Genomic DNA, 22,637 nt, shown 5'->3' with positions numbered 1-22,637 from the left:
CTCGATCCCCGCATCAAGCAATAGCACCCCGCTTATCGACGCCCCGCCGTCTCCTTCCCAAACGCCACCCAGAATGCTAACGCCACCAGCGAGATCGCACCGCAGGAGGCGAACGCGGCGGCGAAACCAAAGTGCTCCGCCAGCATTCCCACCACGATCGGGGCGAAGATCTGCCCGGCGTCCTGGGTCATCTGGAAGGTGGACAGCACCTTGCCGCCTGAGCGGTCGTTGCCGATGATGTCCGCCAGGCTGGCCTGCGACGCTGGGTTCATCAGTCCGCCGCCCACCCCGGCGAAGGCGGAGAGGATGATGAGCGGCCAGAAGGACGTCGCTAAGCCGAGCGAGCCCGTGAAAATGGTTGTGGCGGCAAGGCCAGCGATGATCATGGGCTTGCGCCCCACCCGGTCGGCGAGCCTTCCCGAAAACTGCAGCGTGATCGCCGTGCCCAGTGCGAACGCCGTGAGCGCCAAACCGGCCGCGGCTCCGCTGTTGGCGAAAACGGCCGCAGCGAACAACGGCAACACTGCGACCCGCGCGCCTAAGTTTGCCCAGCCGTTGGCGAATGCGGAGGTCAGCAGGGCTTTATAGGTGGGCGTGTGCCATGCCGTCGATAAGAGCATGGGCGGGTGGGGCTTGACGCTTTGATGCGGCCTCCCCCGATGAACCGAGGTAACAATGCCAACAATGAGCGCGGCACACCCCACACCTGCACCGTAAACCGCGAAAGGAACGCGGAACCCGAGGAATAACAGTGCCGCGCCGACGATCGGGCCGAAGATATTGCCCAGTAGAAACGCCGAAGCGTAAACCGCGCTTGCATGGCCGCGAATGCTCGGATGCGTCACCCGGATGATCAACGCCTGCGCCGAGAGCGTGAACATCGTCGACCCGAACCCCGCGATGAACCGCAGAACGAAAACCTGCCAATAGGCTTGGGCAAACGCCACGAAGAACGTCGCAGCGGCCACCACGGACAGCCCGGTGAGGTACACGGTGCGGGAACCGAGCTTGTCCACAAGAATCCCCGCACCCGGCGCGCCGGTCAACCGCGCGGCCGCAAACACGGAGACCACCGCGCCCGCCGCGGCCAGCGGCACCCCGAAACTCGCGGTGAACTGCGGCAGGATCGGCGCGATAAAGCCGTACCCCAATGCGATAATGAATGCCGCCGCAGCGAGCACCCACATTATCTGGGGCAGCTTCGGCGCTTGCTGGGTTTCAGTCATTTGGTGATGAGGTTACTCCGGCGGCGCCGGCAAGCGAGCTCACTGTCCCCGGCCTAGTAGTGATACCGGGCCTGGAGAATGACGATCTCATCATCAACAGCCACATAAACCAGGCGATGTTCAGCCGTGATGCGTCGAGACCACGCGCCGGCTAAGGCGTGTTTGAGCGGTTCAGGTTTGCCCATCCCGCTCAAAGGATCGCGCAGCGTCGCCTGTATCAGGGAGTTTATGCGGCGCAGGGTCTTGCGATCCGCCGACTGCCAATGGAGGTAGTCATCCCACGCTGACTTATCCCACGACAGGCGCATACTCAGTCGAGGTCAAGCTCGTGGCTTTCGCGAATACCTGCCGTGGCGCGCTCGTAGGACGCCATCAGGCGGTGGGCGTTGGCCGGAGAGCTCAGAAGATGCGCTGTTTCCTGCAAAGACGCATATTCCTCGGCTGCCATTAAGACTGCGTTCCCGTTACGCGATTCGATTTCAACGACCTCGCGGTCTTGATTCACCCGCGCGATTAACAGGTAGAGCGAGCGCCGCGCCTCGCTTGCACTCATGGACAGGCCAGAACCCCCCTATGTACCACAATACGGTACCACTACCGCTGCGTCGGGATTCTAGCCGACCTCACCCCTCCCACACCCACGCCTCCGGCGGCAACCCAGCCGGGTCAAAAGTCTCGAGCAGCTCGCTTGTCGAGGCCGCCCCCGCGCACCCCACCGACCGCACGAGCTCAGGCCACGCCGCCTCCAGCCCCATGTCACGCAGCGTCACCGCACCGTCGCGCTTGGCCAGACGAACACCCGCGGCGTTCACCACCAGTGGGACGTGCACGTACTGCGGCTCCGCGTATCCCAGCAGCCGGGCGAGGTACCCCTGTGTCGGCGCTGAGCTCAGCAGGTCGTCGCCGCGCACGACCTGGTCGACCCCCTGCTCGCCGTCGTCGACGACCACGGCGAGGTTGTAGGCCCAGTCCCCCGCCTGCGCCTGATTCACGTTCCCGCCGCGCTTGAGCACCACGTTGTCGACGGCGCCCACTACCTCGCCGTGGTAGTAGTCCTGCACAACGTATGCATCGGCGGTGGCTCGCAACCGGATGGACGGGAGGCGGCCCTCGGCGGCGAGCTGGGAGCGTCGAGAAGCTCGCTGCTCCTCCGTGAGATTTCGGCAGGTGCCGGGGTACATGCCCGGCTGGGCGTGGGGTGCGGCGGCGGCTTCGCGGATGTCACGGCGGGTGCAGTAGCACTCGTAGACCGGCAGGCGATCGAGCGCGGCCTGGTAGAGGTCTCCGCGCTGCGACTGGTAGACAACCGGCGGGTCGAAGTCCAAGCCCAGCGCGGACAGGTCCTCGATCTGGCGCGCCGCGGACTCGGGGGAAGAGCGCTCGGAATCGATGTCCTCGACCCGCAGCACGAACTCACGGCCCGACTGGCGCGCGAAGAGCCACGCGAGCAACGCCGTGCGCAAGTTACCAAAGTGCAGGTCCCCGCTTGGGGAGGGCGCATAACGTCCAGCGGTCATACCCATAGAATATGCACCCGTGACAACCGTGAATCCCCGCTCCCCGTTCCCCACCCTCGTCGCCGTGTTCTGCGCGGTGTTCCTTATCTCGAACATCTCCGCCCAAAAAGGCGTCGAATTGGGGCCGCTCATTACCGACGGGGCGTTCTTCCTCTTCCCCATCTCCTACGTGCTCGGCGACGTCCTCGCCGAGGTGTACGGGTTCAACGCCGCCCGGCGCGCCATCATCACCGGCTTCGGCATCGCCGTTCTCGCGGTCGCGTCGTTCTACATCGCGATCTGGCTGCCGCCGGCCTCGTTTTACGACATGCAGGACACCTTCGCCGCCGTCCTCGGCCTCGTGCCCCGCGTTGTCGTGGCGTCGCTGACCGGCTACATCGTGGGCCAACTCCTCAACGCCTGGGTGTTGCAAAAGATGAAGGACCGCTTTGGCACCAAGAACCTCTGGGTCCGCCTGATCGGCTCGACCATCGTCGGCGAGTTCGCCGACACGCTCTTGTTCTGCTCCATCGCCGCGGCCGTAATCGGAGTGGAGACGCCTGGACAGTTCATCAACTACGTCGTCGTCGGCTTCCTGTGGAAGACACTGCTCGAGGTCCTGCTGCTGCCCATCACCTACCCAACGATCGCAGCGGTGCGGCGCCGGGAAGCAACGATCGCTCAGGCGTAGTACCGCCCCAAGAATTCATCCCGGTATTCCTCGTAACACCCCTCGTCGATCGCGGCGCGGATGTTGTCCACCAGCCGGATCATGAACTCCAGGTTGTGGATCGTGCACAACGTCCCAGCGAGGAACTCCTTCGCCTTGAGCAGGTGGTGGATGTAGGCGCGTGAGTAGTTGCGCGACACGTAGCCGCCGAACTCCTCGTCGACGCCCTGCCAGTCCCGTTTAAAGCGCGCACCCGTCAGGTTCAACCGGCCATCGAGGGTGTACACGCCACCGCGGCGGCCGAGGCGGGTCGGGGCGACGCAGTCGAAGGTGTCGGCGCCCGCCTCCACGGCGGTGAAGATGTCGTCCGGCTCGGAAATACCCAACAGATGGCGGGGCTTGTCATCGGGCAACTCGTCAGTGACCCAGCCGACGATCGTGCCCAGGTTCTCTTTCTCCAGCGCACCCCCGATACCAAAGCCGCCGAAACCGCGTTTGCCCGCGTCCCGGGCACGCGCGTCGAGCCCAAGGAGGCCCCGCGTCGCCTGCCTGCGCAGGTCCTCGTACTGCGCGCCCTGCACCACACCCCACAGCGATTGCTTGGGCTTGCCTTCGCGGGCGGTGGTCAGCCGGTCGTGCTCGTCCAGGCAGCGCTGCGCCCAGCGGTGGGTACGGGCAACCGATTGCTCCTGGTAGGCGCGGGTGTCCACCAGGGTGGTCAACTCATCGAACGCGAAGATGATGTCCGCGCCCAGCTGGTGCTGAATTTGCATGGACACCTCCGGGGTGAAGCGGTGGGAGGAGCCGTCGATGATGCTCTTGAAGGTCACTCCGTCCTCGTCCACACGCGCCATGCGGTCCTTCGCGGCCGCGCGGATGTCACCCTCTGCCAGCCCTGCCGTGTCCATGGCCAGCACCTTCTTGAACCCGACGCCCAAGCTCATCACCTGGAAGCCCCCGGAGTCGGTGTATGTCGGCCCGTGCCAGTTCTCGAAGGCCGCGACTCCCCCGGCCTCGTCGACAATGTCAGGGCCCGGCTGGAGGTAGAGGTGGTACGCGTTGGACAAAATGGCCTGCGCGCCGGTTGCCTTCACCTGCTCGGGAGTCAGAGTCTTCACCGTCGCCTTGGTGGCCACCGGGATGAACGCGGGCGTGGCGATGTCACCATGTGGGGTGTGAATGACGCCGGTGCGGCTCTTGTTGCGGCGCGAGTGGATGTCGAAAGTTACATCGCTCACCTCTTTTGAAACTCCTTTTCCAGGCTGGTGCCCTCGATGTCGAGGTCGGGCAGCAACCGATCCAGCCATGTCGGCATCCACCATGCGGAGCGGCCCAGCAGGAACATCGTGGCGGGGACGAGGGCCATGCGCACGAAGAAGGCGTCGAAAAGCACGGCTATCCCAAGCGCAAAGCCGAAGATTTTGATAAACGGCAGCGGCTGGTCAATGAAGGCCACAAACACTGCGATCATGATCACCGCCGCGGCCGTAACCACGCGCGCACCTTGGCTAAAGCCTTCCACCGTGGACCACCCGACGTCACCCGATTCGAGGTAGCGTTCGCGCATGCGGGTAACCAAGAAGACTTGGTAGTCCATGGCGAGGCCGAAGGTGACACCGATGAGGAAGATCGGCATGAAGGACAGGATCGGGCCCGGGGTGTTCACCAGGCCAGTGAAGCCGTACTGGAACACAGCCACGGTGGCGCCGAAGGCCGCACCGACGGAGAGGAGGAAGCCCAGCCCAGCCACCACGGGCACCGCGATGGAGCGGAACACGACGATGAGCAAAACGACGGCCAAGCCCACGACGATGGAGAGGTAGAGAGGCATGGCCTCCCCGAGCTCCTCGGTGATATCCATCTGTACGGCGGTCAGGCCCGTCAGGCCGATCTCGGAGCCGGTCGCGCCCTCCACCTGCGCCCCGATTTCCCGCAGGCTGTGGGCGACCTCGAGGGTGTACTCGTCCTCGGGGCCCGTCTCCGGGGTGGCGACGATCCGCGCCGCCGTTAAGTCATCGTTGACGCCGATGAGCTGCGCATGCGTGATGCCTGTGACGCTCTGGGCTTCCCCGACGGTGTAGAGGAACGAGGCCAGCGCCGCCTTCGCGCTTGTGCCGCCCTCCCCGACAGATTCGTCTGGGATAGCGCTCATGTAGGGCTGCAGAATCTCCGCATCCGCGTTCACCCCGTGCGCGTCGACCACCAGCATGAACTGGCCGTTGACCCCGGGCCCAAAGCCCTCGGATATGAGGTCCGCCGCTTTGCGCTGCGTGGTGTCCTTATCTGCCGTGGAGTCCGACGGCAGCGCCATCTCTAAGCCCAGGACGGGAATGGACGCGGCGCCCAGCCCGAGCACGACCACGGCCATGACCAGTGCCGGGAAACGCTGAACAAAGCGAATCCAGCGTCGGCCCAGCGACTTTCGGTTAAGGTCTTTGGCCGGTCGCTTCCCCGGCCCGGGGTTGCCCGCCACGCCAGGGACCCGCACGCGGAAAGAGCGGTCCCCCCACGCGCCGAGCAGGGCCGGGATGAGGGTCAGGGCGATGAGCACGGAGATGAGGACGGTGATCGCCGCCGCCAAGCCCATCCAGGTGAGAAACTCGATTCCGGCCAGAGAAAGCGCGACGAGCGCTGTGAACACCGTCGCGCCCGCGAACACCACGGAGGAACCCGCGGTGCCCGTGGCCAGCCCCGCAGCATCGGCACCCCCGGCGCGCTGCCTTTCCTGGCGGAAGCGCGACAGGATGAACAGCGCGTAGTCGATGCCCACCGCCAGCCCGATCATGACGGCGAGCACCGGGGTGACCTCGTTGAGCTCAACCCAGTGCGTGGCAAGGAGGATGAGCAGGGCGCCAATCCCCACCCCGATCACGGCGGTGATGACCGGCATCGACGCCGCGATCAGGGAGCCGAACGTGATTAGCAGGACCACCAAGGCGACGGCTAAGCCGACGATCTCGCTGGTGGTTTTGATCTCAATGGGGTCGCCGAACCCGGCCCCGCCGGCCTCGACCTCGAGCCCAGCGGCGCGGCCGCGCTCCATCGCGTGCGTCACCGTCTCGCGCTCCTCCTCCGAAACGGTCATGGAGGATTCCGCGCCGAAGTCGAAGGAGGTGTAACCGATCCGTTTGTCATCGGAAAGAGTGCGCAGGTTGTACGCGTCCGCCCCGGCCGTTTCCTGCGGCAGGCCCATCTGCGTCATCTGGCTGACAACGCTGTCCTGCAGATCGCTGCTGACCGTCACCGGGTTGCCAAAGCGTTCGGTGCCGGTGATATCTGGGAGGTTATCGCGGATGTACCCCACCGTGTCATCCATCGCCTGCATGAACGCGGCTTCGTCCAAGGTGTGGCCCTCGGGGGCTGCGAACACGAGGTTGACCGTCGGGGCGGTCGCGATGTCCCCGGTGCCGGGGAAGTTCTCGTCAAGGGTGGCGAGCGCATCGATCGACGGGGTCCCCGAGATAGTGAATTCGGACGTAAAGGGCTTGGTCAGCGCAGCGGCGCCGCCGGCGGTGGCGGCGAGCAGCAAGATCCACGCCGCGATCACCCGCCACTTGTGCAGGTAGGACCAGCGCCCGAGCCGAAAGAGAAACGTTGCCATCGAATTCCAAATCTCGTGTTGGGGGACGTGTGCGAAGCACATCCGCGTTGTGCGTCCGGTCCATCCTAACGTGTGCGCACGACAAAGCCCCTGACCTGCTGGTCAGGGGCTTTAGCTGGCGGTAGCGGCGGGATTTGAACCCGCGGTGGTTTTACCCACACTCGCTTTCGAGGCGAGCACCTTCGGCCGCTCGGACACGCTACCGCCACTTAGGGTAACGGGTGCGCGCCCGTCGAACCAAATTAGTTCTCGTCGCGCTTGTCTTGGATCTTACCGGCGACCTCGTTCGCCTTGTCCTTGATAGCGTCGCGCGCGCCGGCGACCTTTTCCTTGATGTCACCACCAAGCTGGTCTGCCTTGCCCTCGTTCTCGAGGTTCCTGTTGTCAGTAACGTCGCCGAGAGCTTCCTTGGCGCCACCCTTGATCTGGTCTGCCTTGCCTTCAAAAGCCATGATGCACTCCTTCGCGCTTCGTTTTTAGCTAACGGCCCCCACGATAACCGCCGAGCGTGGGTCCGTGGATAACAATTAGGTCTCGAGTATGGTGCACGTCACCTTAATTGGTCGAAGAACCCCCGCAGCAGCGTCGCGGCCTCGGCCGTCCTCACACCCCCGCGCACCTCGACCCTGTGCAGGTGGTGCGGGTCCCGCAGCACGTCCACAATCGACCCGACCGCGCCCGTCTTCGGCTCCCACGCCCCGAACACGAGGCTGCCCACCCGCGCACCCACCATGGCCCCCGCGCACATTGTGCACGGTTCCACGGTGACCACCAGCTCGCACCCGTCCAGGCGCCACGTCCCCAGCGCCCGCGCCGCCGCACGGATCGCCTCTACCTCGGCGTGGGCTGTAGGGTCGCCTTTCGCTTCTCGACGGTTCACTCCCCACGCCACTTCCCTCCCCTGCCGGTCGTAGACAACCGCGCCCACGGGGACGTCGCCAAGCGGAGTGCTCCGTGCGACCTCAAGAGCGCGACCCATGCGCTCGTGGGCGCGGCGTTCGGGCTCACTCAAGGCAGTCGGCGAGCGCGTCGGCGAAACCCAGCTCGTCCGCGATGCGCTCGATGATGTCCGAGGGGTCATCCCCGCTGTCGATGAGGACTTCCGCCAGCTGCTCCGACAGACCGAGGTCCGCGAGGATCCCGAAATCGCCATCGGCCCAGCCATCGACGTCGTCGAGGTCGCCAGGGTCGATGTCGGGGACGTCGATGCCGGCGGTGTCGAGCACCTCGGCAGCGAAGTCGTCATCAACGGCCATAGTGGCGTCGGAGATGAGGACGCGCACCCCGCTCGGGCCGGGCCGGACGATGACCGCGTACTCCTCCTCGACGTCCAACATGGCGAACGCGGCGCCCTCATTGCGCAGGCCACGCACCGCGGAGATGGCCGTGTCCAGGGTGTCAAAGGGGTCGTCGAACGGGCGCACCACCCAGGTTCCGTTCTGGGCGGCGACGGTGACGGCGAACCCATCAGCGAAATCCTGGCTCATGTCTAGAGAGGATAATGGCGTTGTGTAAGACTTGTCAGCGTGATCGACAATTCCCCGCGCGCGCCCCGGCCCTACTGCCTCATCGGTCTCGGCCTCATCGGCGGCTCCATCATGCGCGATGTCTCCGCGCGGGGCCAGGCGGTGTTCGGGTACAACCACTCCCGGTCCGGTGCGCGGCGCGCCCAGCGGGAAGGCTTCGACGTCTCCGACAACTTGAGCGAGACCTTGCAGCGGGCGGCTGACGAGGGTGCGCTGATCATCGTCGCAACCCCGATGCACGCCGTCGCGTCCGTGCTCGACGCCGTGGCGGAGCACGCGCCGGAGTGTGGCCTGACGGATGTTGTCAGCGTGAAGCGTCCCGTATACTCCCTGGTCAAAGAGCGCGGCTTGGAGTCGCGCTACGTCGGCGGGCACCCCATGGCCGGGACGGAGAACTCGGGGTGGGGGGCCTCCCAGGAAGGCTTGTTTGCCAACGCGGCGTGGGCGGTGACCTACGACTACGCCGCCGAGCTCGACGAGGCGGGGCGTTTCGTGTCCGCGGAGTGGGCCGATCTGTTCAACCAGGTGTGCAGCCTGGCCGCGCTGACCGGCGCTGAAGCCGTCCCCGTCTCGGTGGGACGCCACGACGAGGCCGTCGCGCGGGTGTCCCACCTGCCCCACGTGATCGCGGAAGCGCTGTCCATCGTCGGCGACAAGGGCGGCACCTTGGCCCAGTCCCTGTCCGCCGGTTCCTTCAAGGGTGCCACCCGCGTTGCAGGCACCGACCCCGCACTCGTGCGCAACATGGTGGAGACCAACGCCACCGCACTGGTTCCCACCCTCGACGAGCTCATCGTCTTGCTGCAGGACGCCCGCGACGGCCTCGCGCGCGAAACCCCCGTCATGAAGGATCTCGCCGAGGCCGGCAACCGCGCCTACACCCGCATGGCCGCCCGTACTGGGGCGCGTCGCGAGTCGGTGTCCCCCGTGCGCATCTCCTCGCGCCCGGTCATGCGCATCCACCCCGGCGCGCCCGGCTGGGTGAACCAACTGCGGCAAGTTGAGTCGCTCGGGGGCCGGGTTGAGGTGTTCTAGAGGGGCTGAGTCCCGGCATAAAAAAGTGCGCCCGGAGGGATTCGAACCCCCAACCTTCTGATCCGTAGTCAGATGCTCTATCCGTTGAGCTACGGGCGCATTCCGTCGCCCAGCGCTCTGGGCAACGAAGAATCAGGTTACACCGCGCTTAACATCAGGACAAAACGCCCGGTCATAAGCCTAAAACAGCCTTGGCGATGAGGAAGTAGATGATCAGCCCGCTGGCGTCGCAGAACGTCGAGATGAAGGGGTTGGAAAACACGGCGGGGTCCGCGCCGATTGTCTTGGCCACGATCGGCATGGCGCCGCCCACCGTCGCCGACAGGGAGCAGACGAGAAAAAGGGTCGCGCCGATGACCAAGCCAATGCGGGGGTCGAAGACGATGGAAGCCACGATGAACCCCAGGGTACCGAGGGTGGCGCCCATGGTCATCCCCACGCGCAGCTCTCGGAACATGACTTTGAAGAAGTCGCGCCGGTGGACGTCGTTAAGCGCTAAAGCCCTCGTAACCGTCGTGGCGGCTTGGTTGCCGGTGTTGCCTCCCGTACCTGTGAGCAGGGGAATGAAAAGCGAGAGCACAACGGCTTTTTCGAGGGTGGCCTGGAAGACGTCGAGGACTTTGACAGTGAGCACTGCCGAGATCGCGAGGACGAGCAGCCAGACGATGCGACTGCGGACAATCTGGAGGACGGACGTCGAAAGGTAGGGCTTGCCCAGCGGTTCGGACGCGCCCGTGCGGGCCGAGTCCTCAGTGTTCGCGTGCTCGACGACGTCTTGGGCCTCGTCGTGGGTGAGGATGCCGACGAGGCGGTCGTCGTCGTCGACAACGGGAACCCCAAGCAGCGGAGTGGACATGAGCCAGCGGGAGGCGTCTTCGGCGGAATCCGAGGAACGGACATACACCGGGTGCCCCATGACGTCCTCGATACGCTCCCCGCCCTCGCAGCGGAACAAGCGGCGTAGGTCCGTCACACCGACGACGCTGCGCTGGCCGTCGATGACGGGGATGGCGTAGATAGTCTCCAGCTTGTCCACGTCCCGCCGCAGCTGGTCGACCACCTCGCGCACCGTCATCTCGGCTGTCACCTCAGGGACCTTGGGCGACATCGTCCTGCCGACGGTGCCCTTGCGGTAACCCAGCACGATGTTAGTCGCGTGCTGGTCATCCTCATCGAGCTCTTTGAGCAGGCGGGCGGCGATCTCCGCGGGCAGGTTGTCTAGCAGCGCGACGCGGTCCTCCGCGCCCAGCGCGCCGAAGTAACCGACGACATCATCGTCACCGAGCGCGACGATGACGTCCGCCTGGTGGCGCGGCTTGAGCTGGTCAAACACGATGCGCGAGCGTTCCGGAGGGAGCATGCGCAGGATCTTCGCACCGCGGACGGCGCTGAGGCGCGCCACAAGGGCGGTGATTTCACGGAGGCTGGAGCTCTCTAAGTGGCTTTGCAGTTGCTCAATCTCATCGGGCGTGGCCTTGCGGCGTCGCACCAGGCGAGGCGCGACGTGGCTCAGGGAGCTGGGCTCTGCGGTTCTCATGTCGCTTGAGTGTAAAGCGCTGAGAACCCAAACGTGCGCCCGGAGGGATTCGAACCCCCAACCTTCTGATCCGTAGTCAGATGCTCTATCCGTTGAGCTACGGGCGCGGTGGCGGAGACGACAGGATTTGAACCTGCGGCCCTCCGCAAAGAGGGCAACTCCTTAGCAGGGAGCCCCATTCGGCCACTCTGGCACGTCTCCAGGCCGTATTGGATACTACCCAACCGCCCCCGCCCGACCAAACCGCACCCGGCCCAACAAGCTCACACAGGACACGCTCAGCCAGCACCCTGGATCGATGTGTCCACGTCTTCCATGAGCTGCAGGTGAACGCGCGGTCGCCCAAACCTTGAGGAACGTACCTGGTCAACGGCACCTCGATCACCACCAACACCGCTACCACCGGTGATATAGACCGCGCTAAACCGGCTGCCGGCCGGGGTGATTCGGGCTACCCTCAACAACTATGACGCATCTGCCCCGCCCCGAGATCGACCCCGACGGCCTGCTGGAGTACTCGGTCGTCTTCACGGACCGTTCCCTGAACCACATGTCGCAGCGGTTCATATCAGTTGCGCAGGAGACGCTCCAGATCCTTACCAGCACGTATCGCGCGGATTCAGTCGCCCTCATCCCGGGCGGCGGCACCGCTGCGATGGAAGCCGTCGCGCGCCAACTTTTCACCGGCAAGAAGGTGCTCATCCTGCGCTCCGGGTTGTTCACTTTCCGCTGGTCCCAGATCATCGAGACCGGTTCCATCACCGACCAGGTCACCGTCCTCAACGCCCAGCCCACGTCGAGCGGGCAGACGCCGTCGTTCGCGCCGCCTTCGCTTGACGACGTCTCCGCCGTCGCCGAATCCTTCGCGCCCGACATCATCGTCACCGCTCACACCGAGACAGCGGCCGGGCTGACCCTGCCCCCGGAATACCTCTCCGGTCTCGGTGACATCGCCCGCCGCACCGGCGCGCTGTTCGTCCTCGACTGCATCGCCGCCGGCGCCGACTTCCCCGACATGGCCGAAACCGGCATCGACGTGCTCGTCTCCGCCCCGCAGAAATCCTGGTCCGGCTCCCCCGCCACGGGGTACGTCCTGCTCGGCGAGCGCGGGCGCGACGCCGTCACCTCCTCCAGTTCGACGTCTTTCACCCTCGATCTGAAGAAGTGGCTCGAAATTTTCGACGGCTACCGCACCGGCACCGTCGGCTACCACGTCACCCTCCCCACCGACACCATCGCGCACAACCTGGAGATCATGCGCGAGTCCACCGAGTACGGCCTAGACACGCTTGCCCAGCGACAGCGCGAGCTCGGCCGTCGCGTGCGCGAGGCCGCCTCCGAGCGCGGGTTCGTCTCCGTCGCCGCGGAGGGCTTCGAGTCCAACGGCGTCGTGGTGCTCTACGCCAAAACCCCAGAGCAGCAGAGCGGCGCGGCATTCAAACCGTGCGGGGTGCAGATCGCGGCCGGCGTTCCCCTGAAAATCGGCGAGGGCGACACGTACTCCTCGTTCCGCATCGGCCTGTTCGGCTTGGACAAGTGGGACGACCCAAAGGCCGCGGCGCAACGAGTGATCGACGCGTTGGACCGCACCTAAATTAAGAAATGGAGCGGAGGCGGCGGGATTTGAACCCGCGGAGGTATAACCCTCGCTGGTTTTCAAGACCAGTGCATTCGGCCGCTCTGCCACGCCTCCAGCGGTGTTTGAGTCTAACCTACGGCCGCCGCGTTTCACTAACGTGGTGGGGCATGAAGGCAATCACGATCACCGACCCCCAGAACCCCCGCTCCCTGGAGCTGACGGACGTGCCTGACCCGCAGCTGCGGGCGGGCGAAGTCCTTGTCCACGTGCAGGCCGCCGGGGTGAACCGCGCTGACCTCATGCAGGCGCAAGGCAACTACCCACCTCCCGAGGGCGAGCCAGAGACTCTCGGCCTGGAATGCTCAGGCGTGATCGTGGACCCGGGTGACACCGGACGAAAGACCGGGGAAGCCGTGGGCTGTTTGCTCGCCGGCGGCGGGTACGCAGAACTCGTCGCCGTGCCCGTGGGCCAGCTCACCCCGGTGCCGAAGGGCTTCAGCATGGTCGAGACCGCGGGCATCGTCGAGGTGGCCACAACCGTGTGGTCGAACCTCGCGCTCACCGCCGGCGTCAAGCAGGGCGACCGGGTGCTCATCCACGGCGGCTCGGGCGGCATCGGTTCCTTCGCCATCCAGTTGGGCAAAGCCCTCGGCTGCGAGGTCGCTACCACCGCCGGTAGCGCCGAGAAACTGGAGTATTGCCGCGAGCTCGGCGCGGACATCTGCATCAATTACCACGAGCAGGACTTCGCCGAGGAGCTCAAGGGCTCGTGCGACGTCATCCTCGACGTCATCGGAGGCGACTACCTCGAGCGCAACGTCAAGGCCCTCGCAATCGAGGGCCGGCTCGTGGTCATCGCGCTGCAGGGCGGGCCGAAGGGCACGTTGAACCTGGGCCGGATGATGCCGCGCCGCCAATCGGTGCACGCCACGACGCTGCGCGCCCGCCCCCGCACGTCCAAGGCGCACATCGTTGCGGACACCGTCGCGCATGTCTGGCCCCTGCTCGAGGACGGCTCAATCCGCCCCACGATTTCCGAAACGTTCCCCCTGCGGGAGGCGGCCCGCGCCCACGACCTGCTCGATTCCGGCTCGTCTACCGGCAAGGTCGTGCTAACCGTGGAGAAACCGGCCTAAGCCACCTAAGCCCACCTAAGCCAGAGACGCAACGGCGCGAATCAGCTGGTCCACGTCGTTGGCGGTGTTGAAGGGGCCGAGCGAGACCGTCACCGCGCCGCCGAGGTCGGGGACGCCCATGTCGTCGAGAAGCGGCGTGCTCGGAGCTTCGGTGACGACGATGCCGTTGTCGAACAGGCGCTGGTGCACCGTCGACGACGGCACCCCCTTGACCCCGAACGTCAAGCGCGCCACCCGGTCGACGCTGGCGCCGTCCGCGGCCTCGCCGGACACTCCGACGATGTGGACACTGGGCAGCGTGCCCAGGAACGTGTAGAGGTCGTCGCGCAGCGCGTTGAGATAAGTCGCAGTCTCGCTCATCGACGCCACCAGGCGCGCCCGGCGCGTACTCCTGCCCGCCTGAGCCGATCCCGCCAGTGAGGCATAGTGCTCGACAACGGGAGACACCCCGCCCGCCAGGCCGGTCGAGATAACTGAGGCCACCGACGCGGCACCGCCCGGGGCCAGCCGGGCGAACATAGCCTCGTTGCGGAACACCAACGCCGCCACCTGAGGGCCACCCAGCGCGGCCACATCGACGGCGACGATGTCCGCGCCCCAGGCATCAGCGTCGACGGGGCGGTAGGGGGCGTAGGCGGTGGCGTCGACAAGCACCCATGCCCGAGAGCGGGCGCGCACCGTCTCAACGATCTCCGCCACCGGCGCGACCGTGCCGAGCAACCCGTGCGCGGCGGGGACGGACACGAGACGGGTGGAGCCATCCACCAAGTCCATGTACTGCCAGCCCGGCAGCTCCCCGGTGGCCAGGTCCGCCTGCGCCCACCGAACGTCGGCGGGGCACCGCCGCAACGCCGCGGTGAGGGAGGGGCGGTCGACGTTGTTCAGCACAACCGAGGACGCGGAGCGCAGCAGCGGGGACATCGCGGCGGCGAGGTTGGCGTAGAGCACCTCCAGGCTCGGCCCGAGCACCACGCGGTCCTGGGTCGCGCCGACGAGATCGGCGACGGCCGCTTGGGCGTCGCCAAGAAAGGCCACACCCTCGGTCTGGCCCGCGACCTGGCGGGAATGCGAGCCCCCGCCCGCCTCGGGGCGAACCACGGCGGTGGACATGCGGAAAGAGCGGGCGACGGCCGCCGAAACGCGCTCGGGGATCTGCGGACAATCGTGCGCGTTGAGGTACGTCCAACCGTCCGCGAGAGAGGTATAGAGGCCGCGGACGCTGGCTACGTCATACGCCACAGGCACTACCTCCCTCGCTGACAAACCGGCCACTGTGCAACGCCCCAATTATGCACACCGGCCCGGCCGGGTGCACACTCCCCGGCTATCGGTGTTTTAGGGTGTTAAGAGTGCACAACCAAGAACAGTTGCGGGCTGACGTCGGCCGGATGACGTCGGCGACCGGCGGCAGTACCCCCGCGTCGCGGTCCAAGACTCTCTCGATGGCGTGGCGCGACCTCACCCAAGGATGGGCCCAGCGCGAACTCTGGCTCCAGCTGGGGTGGCAAGACATCAAGCAGCGCTACCGGCGCTCGACGCTCGGCCCGCTGTGGATCACCATCGCCACCGGTGTCATGGCGCTGGCTCTCGGCCTGCTGTACTCCATGCTGTTCCAGATTTCCGTCCGCGACTTCCTCCCCCACGTCACGGTGGGCTTCATCGTGTGGGGTTTCATCGCGGGCTGCGTGAAGGACGGAGCCAACGTCTTCATTGAAAACGAGGGCCTGATCAAACAGCTCCCCTCGGCGCTGTCGGTCCACGTCTATCGACTCGTGTGGCGACAACTACTGTTCCTGGCCCACAACATGGTGATCTGGGTGGTGCTCATCGCTGTCTTCCGGATACCGCTGACCTGGGGAACGCTCCTGGCCATCCCCGGCCTCGCGCTAATCGTGCTCAACGGCGTGTGGGTGACCATGCTCTTCGGCATCATCGCCACCCGCTTCCGCGACGTCGCGCCGCTGCTGGATTCGCTCGTGCAGCTCCTGTTCTACATCACCCCGATCGTGTGGACCACGCAGACCCTGCGCGAACAGGGCGGTGACGTCGCGCAGCGCGCCCGCATCGCCGAGCTCAACCCGCTCTACCACTACCTCGAGATCGTGCGCGCCCCGCTGATCGGCGAGCCCGTCGCCGCCTACCACTGGCTCATCGTGGGGGCCTGCACTGTGGCGGGCATCCTCCTTTCCCTCCTCGCAATGAAACAGTGGCGTTTCCGCGTCCCCTACTGGGTATAGAAAGGGGCAACCATGGTCTCCATTGACACCTACAACGCCTGCGTCGATTTCCCCATTTTCGACGCGAAAACCCGCTCCCTGAAAAACTCCGTCGTCGCCACCGCGGGCGGGGCGATCGGGAAAAACAGCTCCAACACGGTCGTTGTCGAGGCGCTGCGCGATGTCAACCTGCACCTGCGCGAAGGCGACCGCGTCGGCCTCGTGGGCCACAACGGTGCCGGCAAGTCCACGCTGCTGCGGCTGCTTTCCGGAATCTACGAGCCGACCCGCGGCGTGGCTGACGTGCGCGGGCGCGTCGCCCCGGTCTTCGACCTTGGAGTGGGGATGGACCCGGAGATCTCCGGTTACGAAAACATCATCATCCGGGGCCTCTTCCTCGGCCAGACCCGCAAGCAGATGAAGGCGAAGATCGACGACATCGCCGAATTCTCCGAGCTCGGCGACTACCTCAACATGCCCCTGCGCACCTATTCCACGGGCATGAGGATCCGCCTCGCGCTCGGTGTCGTCACCTCCATCGAGCCCGAAATTTTGCTTCTCGACGAAGGAATCGGAGCCGTCGACGCCGCCTTCATGGCCAAGGCACGCGTCCGCCTCGCCGAGATGGTGGAGCGCTCCGGCATCTTGGTCTTCGCCTCCCACTCCAACGACTTCCTCGCCCAGCTGTGCACCACCGCGTTGTGGGTGGACAAGGGCGAGATCAAAAAGACGGGCCTAGTGGCAGACGTGGTGGAGTCCTATGAAGGCCCGGGCGCCGGCCGGTACGTGCGGGACCTGGTGGAGCGGTTCCACGGGATGTGACAAATGCGGTGTGAAGTTTGCCGCTATGGGGAGTTGCTCCTGTATGCTTGGTAGAGACCGATCCAGCCCGGCAGGTTTCCTCGTGCACAATAGGTGGCATGCCTTTAGACCCGCGCGGGAGGACCGCGGCCGTCATCGTCACCCACAACAGGGCTAAGCTGCTGCGTAACTCCCTGAACCAGGTCGCCCACCAATCCCACCCGGTTGAATGGGTCATCGTGGTGGACAACGGGGCGCAAGACGAGGTGCGCGACCTGGTCGAGGGCTTAGGCAACGGCGTCTACCTGCCCTCGCGCACAAATCTCGGCGGCGCCGGCGGGTTCGCCTACGGTTTTCTTCACGCGCTCGCGCTTGGTGCCGACGCGATCTGGTGCGCCGATGACGACGGCCGCCCCGCCGACGAGGGTGTGCTGGCAGAGCTGTACCGCGTTGCGGAAACACACGGTTTAGACGAGGTCAGCCCGGTCGTAGCCAACCTCGACGACCCGTCCAAGCTGGCGTTTCCCATGCGGCAAGGCCTGAGGTGGAAGCGCGAGACGAGCGAGCTCGAGGGTAACTTCCTGCCTTCCTACGCCTCTTTGTTCAACGGCGCGCTCATCTCGGCACAAGCGATGGAGATCATCGGCGTGCCGGACTACCGGCTGTTCATCCGTGGTGACGAGGTGGAGTATCACCGCCGGCTCTCCCGCTCCGGCCTGAAGTACGGCACCGCGCTCACCGCGTTCTACCTCCACCCCGACGGATCCGGCGAGTTCCACCCCATCATGGGCGGGCGAGCCCACGCCCAATGGCCGGACAATGACACGAAGCGCTACTTCACGTACCGCAACCGTGGCTACATCATCAACCAGCAGGGTATGCGCGCGATGAAGCTGCAGGAAGTGGTGCGCTTTGGGTGGTTCTTCCTCCTTGACCGAAAGAGCCCGCGCGAGTTCTTTAACTGGCTGAAACTGCTGCGCATGGGGGCACGCGAGGACTTCCGCAGACCCTAAGCTGGATCGGACTGCTGGATAATCTTCGTTTCCTCCCGGAAGATCACGCGGCGCTGGAGGACGAAGTTCGTGATCGTCGCCACGCCTTGCGCGATGACGAAGGAAGTGAGGTCCTTCCATAGGCCGTGCAGGCCGAGCGCGATGAGTGGCGCATTGGTCAAGCGGTAGAGGAGAACCTGCACAATAAGGGTGCAGGCGTAGAGGAGAAAGACCGCCCCTGCCTTTTTCGCGTTGACCTCTGAGCGGAACGCGAAGCGGGAGTTGAGCACGTATGCCACGGCAGTGCCGACGATCCAGCCGAACACCTTGGACATGTCTCGGGATAACACCCCGGTCTGCGTGAGCGTGTAGGTAACGCCGAAGTCGAGCACCGCGCAACCCACGCCGATCATGACGAAAGGAATGAGCTGCTTTAGGACGCTGGCAGGTAGCTTGGGCACAGGGAGCAAGTCTACCCAGCGACGGGTTTAGGGTTGTCCCCATGAGGAAGCATTACAAGGGCGACGACCCCAACGCCATCCACGAGGCAGCGCAGCGCATCGAGGCGCCGCTGTCCGATTTCATGGCCCGCATGTTCGCCGAAGAGCTCCCCTTCGTCGACTCGACCTCCCGGACGAGGGTGTACGAACTGCTCCGTGAGCACAAGGATGCTGGCAAACCCATCATCACATCCCAGGAAGAACTCCCCGCAGAGGTGAGAGAGATCATGGACTTGTAGACAGTCCACTGCGTCGAACTAGGCTGGGTCCGGAACCTCACAAAGGAGTACTACCGCAGATGGAACTACACACCACAGTTGAATCCCTTCACGGGTGGGGCCGCACCGCCAAGTCGACGGCGCACGTCTTGTCCACCCCGGATGTGTCCGTCATCCAGCAGGCGGTGGCGCAGGTCGCCGCCGACAACGAGTCCCTGCCCGAGCACCGCCGCCGCGGCGTCATCGCGCGCGGCATGGGCCGCTCCTACGGTGACCCCGCCCAAAATGGCGGCGGCCTCGTCGTGGACATGCGCGCCCTGAACCAGATCCACTCCATCGACCCGCAGAGCGCGATTGTCGACGTCGACGCGGGCGTGACCCTCGACCAGCTGATGAAGGCCGCCCTCCCCTACGGGCTGTGGGTACCCGTCCTGCCTGGCACCCGCCAGGTGACGATCGGCGGCGCCATCGGCCCCGACATTCACGGCAAGAATCACCACACCGCCGGCTCCTTCGGCGACCACGTGGTGTCGCTGGAGCTGCTCGTTGCTGACGGCCGCGTCCTCCACCTCACCCCGGAGGGTGGCGCGGACGACCCCGACGGCACCCTGTTCTGGGCCACCGTCGGCGGCATGGGCCTGACCGGCATCATCCTGCGCGCCCGGATCCGGATGACCAAGACCGAGACGGCCTACTTCATCGCGGACACCGACCGCACCAATACTCTTGACGAGACCATCGCCGCCCACTCCGACGGCTCCGAAGTCAACTACGAGTACTCCTCCGCCTGGTTCGACGCGATCTCCGCTCCGCCGAAGACCGGCCGCTCCACCATTTCCCGCGGCTCGCTAGCCACGCTGGCCCAGCTCGAAGAGTTCGCTCCGAAGCTGGCCAAAGAACCCCTGAGGTTCAACGCCCCCCAGCTGATGACGGTGCCAGACATCTTCCCGTCCTGGACCATGAACAAGTTCTCTCTCATGGCGATCGGCGAGGCCTACTACCTGATGGGCGCCCCGGCGCGTAACCAGATAAAGAATCTGACGCAGTTCTATCAGCCCCTCGACCTGATTGGTGAGTGGAACCGCGGTTACGGCTCGGCAGGCTTCCTGCAGTACCAGTTCGTTGTCCCGACCGACGCGGTCGAGCCGTTCAAGGACATCATCTACCAAATCCAGGCGTCGGGGCACTACACCGCTCTGAACGTGTTCAAGCTGTTCGGTGAGGGCAACAAGGCCCCCCTCTCCTACCCGATGAAGGGCTGGAACGTCTGCGTAGACTTCCCCATCCGACCGGGCCTCAACGAGTTCCTCGATCGCCTGGACGACCAGGTGATGGAGTTTGGCGGCCGCCTCTACCTGGCCAAGGAGTCCCGCACGTCGGCTGAGAAGTTCCACGCCATGTACCCGGGCCTGGCCGGCTGGCTCGAGACGCGCCGCAGCATCGACCCGACCGGTGTGTTCGCCTCCGACATGTCCCGCCGACTCGAACTCAACTAAGCCCAAGGAGCCCCATTTCATGCTCAATGCAGTAGGACAAGCCCAGCACATTCTGCTTCTCGGCGGCACCTCCGAGATCGGCCTCGCCATTGTCGACGAGCTCGCCCGCCGCGGCGGCAAGCCCACCGTCACCCTCGCAGCCCGCCAGGACTCGCCGCGTCTCGACGCCGCCGTCGACGCCGTCACCCGCGCGGGGGCGGGTGAGGTGCGCACCATTGACTTCCAGGCCACCGACTTCGCCTCCCACCCCGAAACCATCAGGCAGGCCTTCGAGGGTGGCGACGTCGACGTCGCCATCGTGGCCTTCGGCACCCTGGGTGACCAGGAGCAGCTGTGGCAGGACCAGGCCGCCGCCGTCAGCTCCGTCCAGGTCAACTACACCGCGTTCGTGTCTGTGGGCGTGCTGCTTGGCCAGGCGATGAAGGCGCAGGGCCACGGCAGCATCATCGCGCTGAGCTCCGTTGCGGGCCAGAAGGTGCGCCGCTCGAACTTCGTGTACGGCTCGGCGAAAGCTGGTGTGGACGGTTTTTACCTCCAGCTCGGTGAGGCGCTGCGCGACTCCGGTGTCCGGGTGACCGTTGTGCGCCCGGGCCAGGTGCGGACCAAGATGACGGAGGGTCTCGACGAGGCGCCGTTGACCGTCGATAAGGAAGAAGTGGCACGCGCCGCCGTCGATGCCTCGCTGGGCGGGGAACGCTCGGTGTTCGTGCACAAGCTGTTTGGGCCGATCTCCTTCGTGCTCCAGCACATCCCCGCGTCGATTATGCGCAAGCTCAACTTCTAGTCGACACTGGTAGCCATGCGATTTCTCAGCCGTGTGGCTACCGCTCCCCTCGCGGGTGGCCTCCTGACTCTTCTTTGTTGGCGGGTCCTGCACGCACTGACGCTGCCTGCGGCCAACACGTCGACGGTCCTGTGGGCGTTATCCACGGCCTGCACGCTGCTCGTCCTCGGTGCTGCGGCCGGTGCCCTATGGTGGCGGCGCGGCTGGGTTTCGGAGGCCGTTCTCACCCTCGCCCCAGCCGGGCTGATCGTCACAACCCTGGGTATTCCGCTCGCGGTGACGAAGCTCTACCTCGACGGCGTCCAGGTAGACCAGAGCTTCCGCACCCAGTTCCTCTCGCGGATGACGCAGTCCCTGGGCAACCACGACATGAACTTCGCCGACCTCCCCAGCTTCTACCCGGTCGGGTGGTTCTGGCTGGGGGGCCGGCTGGCCAACCTGCTGGGGCTCGCCGGGTGGGAGGCCTTCCAGCCGTGGGCGCTGGTTTCGCTGGCCGCGGCCGCCTCGGCGCTGGTCCCGGTGTGGCAGAGGATCACGGGGTCGCTGCCGACTGCGGCCGTCATCGCCTTCGCCACGACCGCGGTCATCCTTGCCGAGGCACCCTACGAGCCCTACGCCGCCATCGTGGCTATGTTCGCCCCCGCCGCCGCAGCGGTCGCGTTCCGCGCCGCGTCTGGGTCGTGGCCCGCGACGGCCGCGCTGGCGGTTTACCTCGGCGTTTCCGCCACCTTCTACACGCTCTTTACGGCGCTGTCCGCCCTGACGGTCATCGTCGCGTCGCTCATCGTGTTCTTCAGCGCGGGGCGGAAACTCACCCCCCTCGTGCACCTCGTTGCAGCCGGTGCCGGCGCGGCCCTCATCGCCCTGTTGTCCTGGGGCCCGTACCTCCTCGAGCGCGCCTTCGGCGGGTACGACGCGCGCAGCACCGCAAACCACTACCTGCCCGACGACGGCACCGTCTTCCCCCTCCCCTTCCACTCCGTGCCCATCGCGTTGCTGGCGCTCGTCGGGGTGGCCTACCTCATCCGGCGTTCCCACACTGCGGCCGCGCGCGGACTCACCGTGGCCCTCGCTGTGTGCTTTGTGTGGTGCTTCGCGTCGATGGTGACGCCGCTACTGGGCACCTCCTTGCTCGGCTTCCGCGTCGCCATCGTCGTTGATCTGCTCTTTGTCACCGCTGGGGTGCTCGGCCTGCGCGAGGTGGGCTCGTGGCGCGGGTGGCTGGCCAGCACCGCGGCCATCGCCGCAGCTGTCGGGGTGTTCGCCTACGCGCAGGACATTCCCCGGGCCAGCGAAGACCCCATTAAGCAGGCATACTCCGCCACCGACGGAAACGGCGAACGCGCCGACAGGCAGGACCCGGACGACGAGCAGTACTACCCCGCAATCGTCGACTACCTCCAAAGACGCGGGTACGAACCGGGGCAGGCCGTCGTCAGCACGGACGAGGTGCACTTCCTCTCGTACAACCCCTACTACGGGTTCAACGGCATGACCAGCCACTACTCCAACCCGCTCGCCGAGTTTTCCCAGCGCTCCGACCTGATCAGCGCGTGGGGTGAGACGTCCTACGACGACCCCGGTGCGCTGACGGACGAGGTCGACAGCGCGCCGTGGCGTGCGCCGGACGCCTTCATCTTCCGCGCCGAGGAGGACGACGAGGGTGCCGAGACGTGGCAGACCCACGTGTCCTACGACATCTTCCCCAACCTGCCCAACGTGAAATACGTGGCGGTCGATTTCAACCCGGCTGCTTTTGACACGAGCGAATGGGACCATGACAAGATCGGTCCGTTCGTTGTCGTGGCCAGAAAGTAAGGTGAC

23 protein-coding genes and 5 tRNA genes are annotated in these 22,637 nt (G+C 65.7%); 11 read left to right on the top strand and 17 right to left on the bottom strand.

All coding sequences use genetic code 11. The features are described 5' to 3' along the window. Positions 1-32: 32 nt before the first annotated feature. From CAPI_RS00475 to gluQRS, 4 genes are all read right to left on the bottom strand, one after another. On the bottom strand, positions 33-1,226 hold the full coding sequence (locus CAPI_RS00475; RefSeq protein ID WP_018017309.1) for an MFS transporter: 1,194 nt from the start codon (positions 1,224-1,226) through the stop codon (positions 33-35). A gap of 53 nt (positions 1,227-1,279) precedes the next feature. Further along, complete coding sequence (locus tag CAPI_RS00470) at positions 1,280-1,534, bottom strand: Txe/YoeB family addiction module toxin (RefSeq protein WP_018017308.1); 255 nt, start codon at positions 1,532-1,534, stop codon at positions 1,280-1,282. Positions 1,535-1,536: 2 nt separating this feature from the next. Further along, entirely contained in the window at positions 1,537-1,779 is a 243-nt protein-coding gene (locus tag CAPI_RS00465) for a type II toxin-antitoxin system Phd/YefM family antitoxin (RefSeq protein WP_018017307.1), read from the bottom strand. A 70-nt stretch (positions 1,780-1,849) separates the two neighbouring features. Then, positions 1,850-2,743 carry a tRNA glutamyl-Q(34) synthetase GluQRS gene (gene gluQRS, locus CAPI_RS00460; RefSeq protein ID WP_026157096.1) on the bottom strand — a complete coding sequence of 298 codons (894 nt, stop codon included), beginning with the start codon at positions 2,741-2,743 and terminating at the stop codon, positions 1,850-1,852. A 19-nt stretch (positions 2,744-2,762) separates the two neighbouring features. Here gluQRS and CAPI_RS00455 point away from each other — a divergent pair, with 19 nt between their 5' ends. Further along, a complete protein-coding gene (locus CAPI_RS00455; protein ID WP_018017305.1) occupies positions 2,763-3,413 on the top strand; it encodes a queuosine precursor transporter in 651 nt (216 codons plus the stop codon). On the opposite strand, the gene tgt is transcribed toward CAPI_RS00455, so the two are convergent. The 6 genes from tgt to CAPI_RS00425 all read right to left on the bottom strand — a co-directional run bounded on the left by tgt (position 3,404) and on the right by CAPI_RS00425 (position 8,480). Then, complete coding sequence (gene tgt / locus CAPI_RS00450; RefSeq protein ID WP_018017304.1) at positions 3,404-4,630, bottom strand: tRNA guanosine(34) transglycosylase Tgt; 1,227 nt, start codon at positions 4,628-4,630, stop codon at positions 3,404-3,406. The two genes, CAPI_RS00455 and tgt, sit on opposite strands and share 10 nt — an antisense overlap. Then, positions 4,627-6,993 carry an MMPL family transporter gene (locus tag CAPI_RS00445; RefSeq protein WP_018017303.1) on the bottom strand — a complete coding sequence of 789 codons (2,367 nt, stop codon included), beginning with the start codon at positions 6,991-6,993 and terminating at the stop codon, positions 4,627-4,629. Before CAPI_RS00445 ends, tgt begins: the two co-directional genes overlap by 4 nt. Before the next feature lie 116 nt (positions 6,994-7,109). Beyond that, a tRNA-Ser gene (locus tag CAPI_RS00440) sits at positions 7,110-7,197 on the bottom strand. A gap of 38 nt (positions 7,198-7,235) precedes the next feature. Beyond that, entirely contained in the window at positions 7,236-7,445 is a 210-nt protein-coding gene (locus CAPI_RS00435) for a CsbD family protein (protein WP_018017302.1), read from the bottom strand. A 98-nt stretch (positions 7,446-7,543) separates the two neighbouring features. Next, the gene (locus tag CAPI_RS00430; protein ID WP_018017301.1) at positions 7,544-7,972 is read right to left on the bottom strand and encodes a nucleoside deaminase; all 429 of its coding nucleotides are present in this window, start codon (positions 7,970-7,972) and stop codon (positions 7,544-7,546) included. A gap of 25 nt (positions 7,973-7,997) precedes the next feature. Beyond that, a complete protein-coding gene (locus CAPI_RS00425; RefSeq protein WP_018017300.1) occupies positions 7,998-8,480 on the bottom strand; it encodes a tRNA adenosine deaminase-associated protein in 483 nt (160 codons plus the stop codon). Between the two features lie 39 nt (positions 8,481-8,519). Here CAPI_RS00425 and CAPI_RS00420 point away from each other — a divergent pair, with 39 nt between their 5' ends. After that, on the top strand, positions 8,520-9,554 hold the full coding sequence (locus CAPI_RS00420) for a prephenate dehydrogenase (protein ID WP_018017299.1): 1,035 nt from the start codon (positions 8,520-8,522) through the stop codon (positions 9,552-9,554). A 26-nt stretch (positions 9,555-9,580) separates the two neighbouring features. On the opposite strand, the gene CAPI_RS00415 is transcribed toward CAPI_RS00420, so the two are convergent. The 4 genes from CAPI_RS00415 to CAPI_RS00400 all read right to left on the bottom strand — a co-directional run bounded on the left by CAPI_RS00415 (position 9,581) and on the right by CAPI_RS00400 (position 11,292). Beyond that, a tRNA-Arg gene (locus tag CAPI_RS00415) sits at positions 9,581-9,653 on the bottom strand. A gap of 73 nt (positions 9,654-9,726) precedes the next feature. Beyond that, the gene (mgtE, locus tag CAPI_RS00410; RefSeq protein WP_018017298.1) at positions 9,727-11,091 is read right to left on the bottom strand and encodes a magnesium transporter; all 1,365 of its coding nucleotides are present in this window, start codon (positions 11,089-11,091) and stop codon (positions 9,727-9,729) included. Between the two features lie 34 nt (positions 11,092-11,125). Next, positions 11,126-11,198: transfer RNA gene (locus CAPI_RS00405), tRNA-Arg, on the bottom strand. A 2-nt stretch (positions 11,199-11,200) separates the two neighbouring features. Next, positions 11,201-11,292, bottom strand: a tRNA-Ser gene (locus CAPI_RS00400). Between the two features lie 265 nt (positions 11,293-11,557). Here CAPI_RS00400 and CAPI_RS00395 point away from each other — a divergent pair. Further along, entirely contained in the window at positions 11,558-12,685 is a 1,128-nt protein-coding gene (locus CAPI_RS00395; RefSeq protein ID WP_018017297.1) for a pyridoxal-phosphate-dependent aminotransferase family protein, read from the top strand. Positions 12,686-12,699: 14 nt separating this feature from the next. Here the strand turns inward: CAPI_RS00395 and CAPI_RS00390 are convergent. Continuing rightward, positions 12,700-12,784, bottom strand: a tRNA-Ser gene (locus CAPI_RS00390). A 53-nt stretch (positions 12,785-12,837) separates the two neighbouring features. Between CAPI_RS00390 and CAPI_RS00385 the strand changes: the two genes are divergently transcribed. Beyond that, a complete protein-coding gene (locus CAPI_RS00385; RefSeq protein ID WP_018017296.1) occupies positions 12,838-13,806 on the top strand; it encodes an NAD(P)H-quinone oxidoreductase in 969 nt (322 codons plus the stop codon). A 15-nt stretch (positions 13,807-13,821) separates the two neighbouring features. Here CAPI_RS00385 and CAPI_RS00380 read toward each other — a convergent pair whose 3' ends face one another. After that, the gene (locus CAPI_RS00380; protein WP_018017295.1) at positions 13,822-15,045 is read right to left on the bottom strand and encodes an aminotransferase class V-fold PLP-dependent enzyme; all 1,224 of its coding nucleotides are present in this window, start codon (positions 15,043-15,045) and stop codon (positions 13,822-13,824) included. 149 nt (positions 15,046-15,194) lie between these two features. Here CAPI_RS00380 and wzm point away from each other — a divergent pair, with 149 nt between their 5' ends. The 3 genes from wzm (at position 15,195) to glfT1 (ending at position 17,836) form a co-directional block, all read left to right on the top strand. Continuing rightward, positions 15,195-16,043 (top strand): galactan export ABC transporter permease subunit Wzm/RfbD, encoded by an 849-nt coding sequence (wzm, locus tag CAPI_RS00375; RefSeq protein WP_051059717.1) that lies wholly within the window; start codon positions 15,195-15,197, stop codon positions 16,041-16,043. A 12-nt stretch (positions 16,044-16,055) separates the two neighbouring features. Next, a complete protein-coding gene (gene wzt / locus CAPI_RS00370; RefSeq protein ID WP_018017293.1) occupies positions 16,056-16,844 on the top strand; it encodes a galactan export ABC transporter ATP-binding subunit Wzt/RfbE in 789 nt (262 codons plus the stop codon). Positions 16,845-16,942: 98 nt separating this feature from the next. Further along, positions 16,943-17,836: a galactofuranosyltransferase GlfT1 gene (gene glfT1 / locus CAPI_RS00365; protein WP_018017292.1), complete on the top strand. Its 894-nt coding sequence runs from the start codon at positions 16,943-16,945 to the stop codon at positions 17,834-17,836. Here the strand turns inward: glfT1 and CAPI_RS00360 are convergent. After that, positions 17,833-18,276 carry a GtrA family protein gene (locus CAPI_RS00360; RefSeq protein ID WP_245531623.1) on the bottom strand — a complete coding sequence of 148 codons (444 nt, stop codon included), beginning with the start codon at positions 18,274-18,276 and terminating at the stop codon, positions 17,833-17,835. The genes glfT1 and CAPI_RS00360 overlap by 4 nt on opposite strands. A gap of 41 nt (positions 18,277-18,317) precedes the next feature. Here CAPI_RS00360 and CAPI_RS00355 point away from each other — a divergent pair, with 41 nt between their 5' ends. From CAPI_RS00355 to CAPI_RS00340, 4 genes are read left to right on the top strand one after another with little or no spacing between them, the layout of a single operon-like run. Further along, a complete protein-coding gene (locus CAPI_RS00355) occupies positions 18,318-18,554 on the top strand; it encodes a hypothetical protein (protein WP_018017290.1) in 237 nt (78 codons plus the stop codon). Positions 18,555-18,613: 59 nt separating this feature from the next. After that, the gene (gene dprE1 / locus CAPI_RS00350; RefSeq protein ID WP_018017289.1) at positions 18,614-20,029 is read left to right on the top strand and encodes a decaprenylphosphoryl-beta-D-ribose oxidase; all 1,416 of its coding nucleotides are present in this window, start codon (positions 18,614-18,616) and stop codon (positions 20,027-20,029) included. Between the two features lie 19 nt (positions 20,030-20,048). Further along, entirely contained in the window at positions 20,049-20,813 is a 765-nt protein-coding gene (gene dprE2, locus CAPI_RS00345) for a decaprenylphospho-beta-D-erythro-pentofuranosid-2-ulose 2-reductase (RefSeq protein ID WP_018017288.1), read from the top strand. 15 nt (positions 20,814-20,828) lie between these two features. Beyond that, positions 20,829-22,631, top strand: coding sequence for an arabinofuranosyltransferase (locus tag CAPI_RS00340; protein ID WP_018017287.1), 1,803 nt, complete (start codon positions 20,829-20,831; stop codon positions 22,629-22,631). Positions 22,632-22,637: the final 6 nt, after the last annotated feature.

Origin of the sequence: Corynebacterium capitovis DSM 44611 (assembly GCF_030440535.1) — a bacterium.
GTDB lineage: Bacteria > Actinomycetota > Actinomycetes > Mycobacteriales > Mycobacteriaceae > Corynebacterium > Corynebacterium capitovis.
This window is presented reverse-complemented; position numbering and strand designations above follow the sequence as displayed.

What these genes read in the sequence shown, in the direction of transcription:
- CAPI_RS00475 (WP_018017309.1), bottom strand. Translation starts at nt 1,226, where the DNA reads ATGACTGAAACCCAGCAAGCGCCGAAGCTGCCCCAGATAATGTGGGTG.
- CAPI_RS00470 (WP_018017308.1), bottom strand. Translation starts at nt 1,534, where the DNA reads ATGCGCCTGTCGTGGGATAAGTCAGCGTGGGATGACTACCTCCATTGG.
- CAPI_RS00465 (WP_018017307.1), bottom strand. Translation starts at nt 1,779, where the DNA reads ATGAGTGCAAGCGAGGCGCGGCGCTCGCTCTACCTGTTAATCGCGCGG.
- gluQRS (WP_026157096.1), bottom strand. Translation starts at nt 2,743, where the DNA reads ATGACCGCTGGACGTTATGCGCCCTCCCCAAGCGGGGACCTGCACTTT.
- CAPI_RS00445 (WP_018017303.1), bottom strand. Translation starts at nt 6,993, where the DNA reads ATGGCAACGTTTCTCTTTCGGCTCGGGCGCTGGTCCTACCTGCACAAG.
- CAPI_RS00435 (WP_018017302.1), bottom strand. Translation starts at nt 7,445, where the DNA reads ATGGCTTTTGAAGGCAAGGCAGACCAGATCAAGGGTGGCGCCAAGGAA.
- CAPI_RS00430 (WP_018017301.1), bottom strand. Translation starts at nt 7,972, where the DNA reads ATGGGTCGCGCTCTTGAGGTCGCACGGAGCACTCCGCTTGGCGACGTC.
- CAPI_RS00425 (WP_018017300.1), bottom strand. Translation starts at nt 8,480, where the DNA reads ATGAGCCAGGATTTCGCTGATGGGTTCGCCGTCACCGTCGCCGCCCAG.
- mgtE (WP_018017298.1), bottom strand. Translation starts at nt 11,091, where the DNA reads ATGAGAACCGCAGAGCCCAGCTCCCTGAGCCACGTCGCGCCTCGCCTG.
- CAPI_RS00395 (WP_018017297.1), top strand. Translation starts at nt 11,558, where the DNA reads ATGACGCATCTGCCCCGCCCCGAGATCGACCCCGACGGCCTGCTGGAG.
- CAPI_RS00385 (WP_018017296.1), top strand. Translation starts at nt 12,838, where the DNA reads ATGAAGGCAATCACGATCACCGACCCCCAGAACCCCCGCTCCCTGGAG.
- wzm (WP_051059717.1), top strand. Translation starts at nt 15,195, where the DNA reads ATGACGTCGGCGACCGGCGGCAGTACCCCCGCGTCGCGGTCCAAGACT.
- wzt (WP_018017293.1), top strand. Translation starts at nt 16,056, where the DNA reads ATGGTCTCCATTGACACCTACAACGCCTGCGTCGATTTCCCCATTTTC.
- glfT1 (WP_018017292.1), top strand. Translation starts at nt 16,943, where the DNA reads ATGCCTTTAGACCCGCGCGGGAGGACCGCGGCCGTCATCGTCACCCAC.
- CAPI_RS00355 (WP_018017290.1), top strand. Translation starts at nt 18,318, where the DNA reads ATGAGGAAGCATTACAAGGGCGACGACCCCAACGCCATCCACGAGGCA.
- dprE1 (WP_018017289.1), top strand. Translation starts at nt 18,614, where the DNA reads ATGGAACTACACACCACAGTTGAATCCCTTCACGGGTGGGGCCGCACC.
- dprE2 (WP_018017288.1), top strand. Translation starts at nt 20,049, where the DNA reads ATGCTCAATGCAGTAGGACAAGCCCAGCACATTCTGCTTCTCGGCGGC.
- CAPI_RS00340 (WP_018017287.1), top strand. Translation starts at nt 20,829, where the DNA reads ATGCGATTTCTCAGCCGTGTGGCTACCGCTCCCCTCGCGGGTGGCCTC.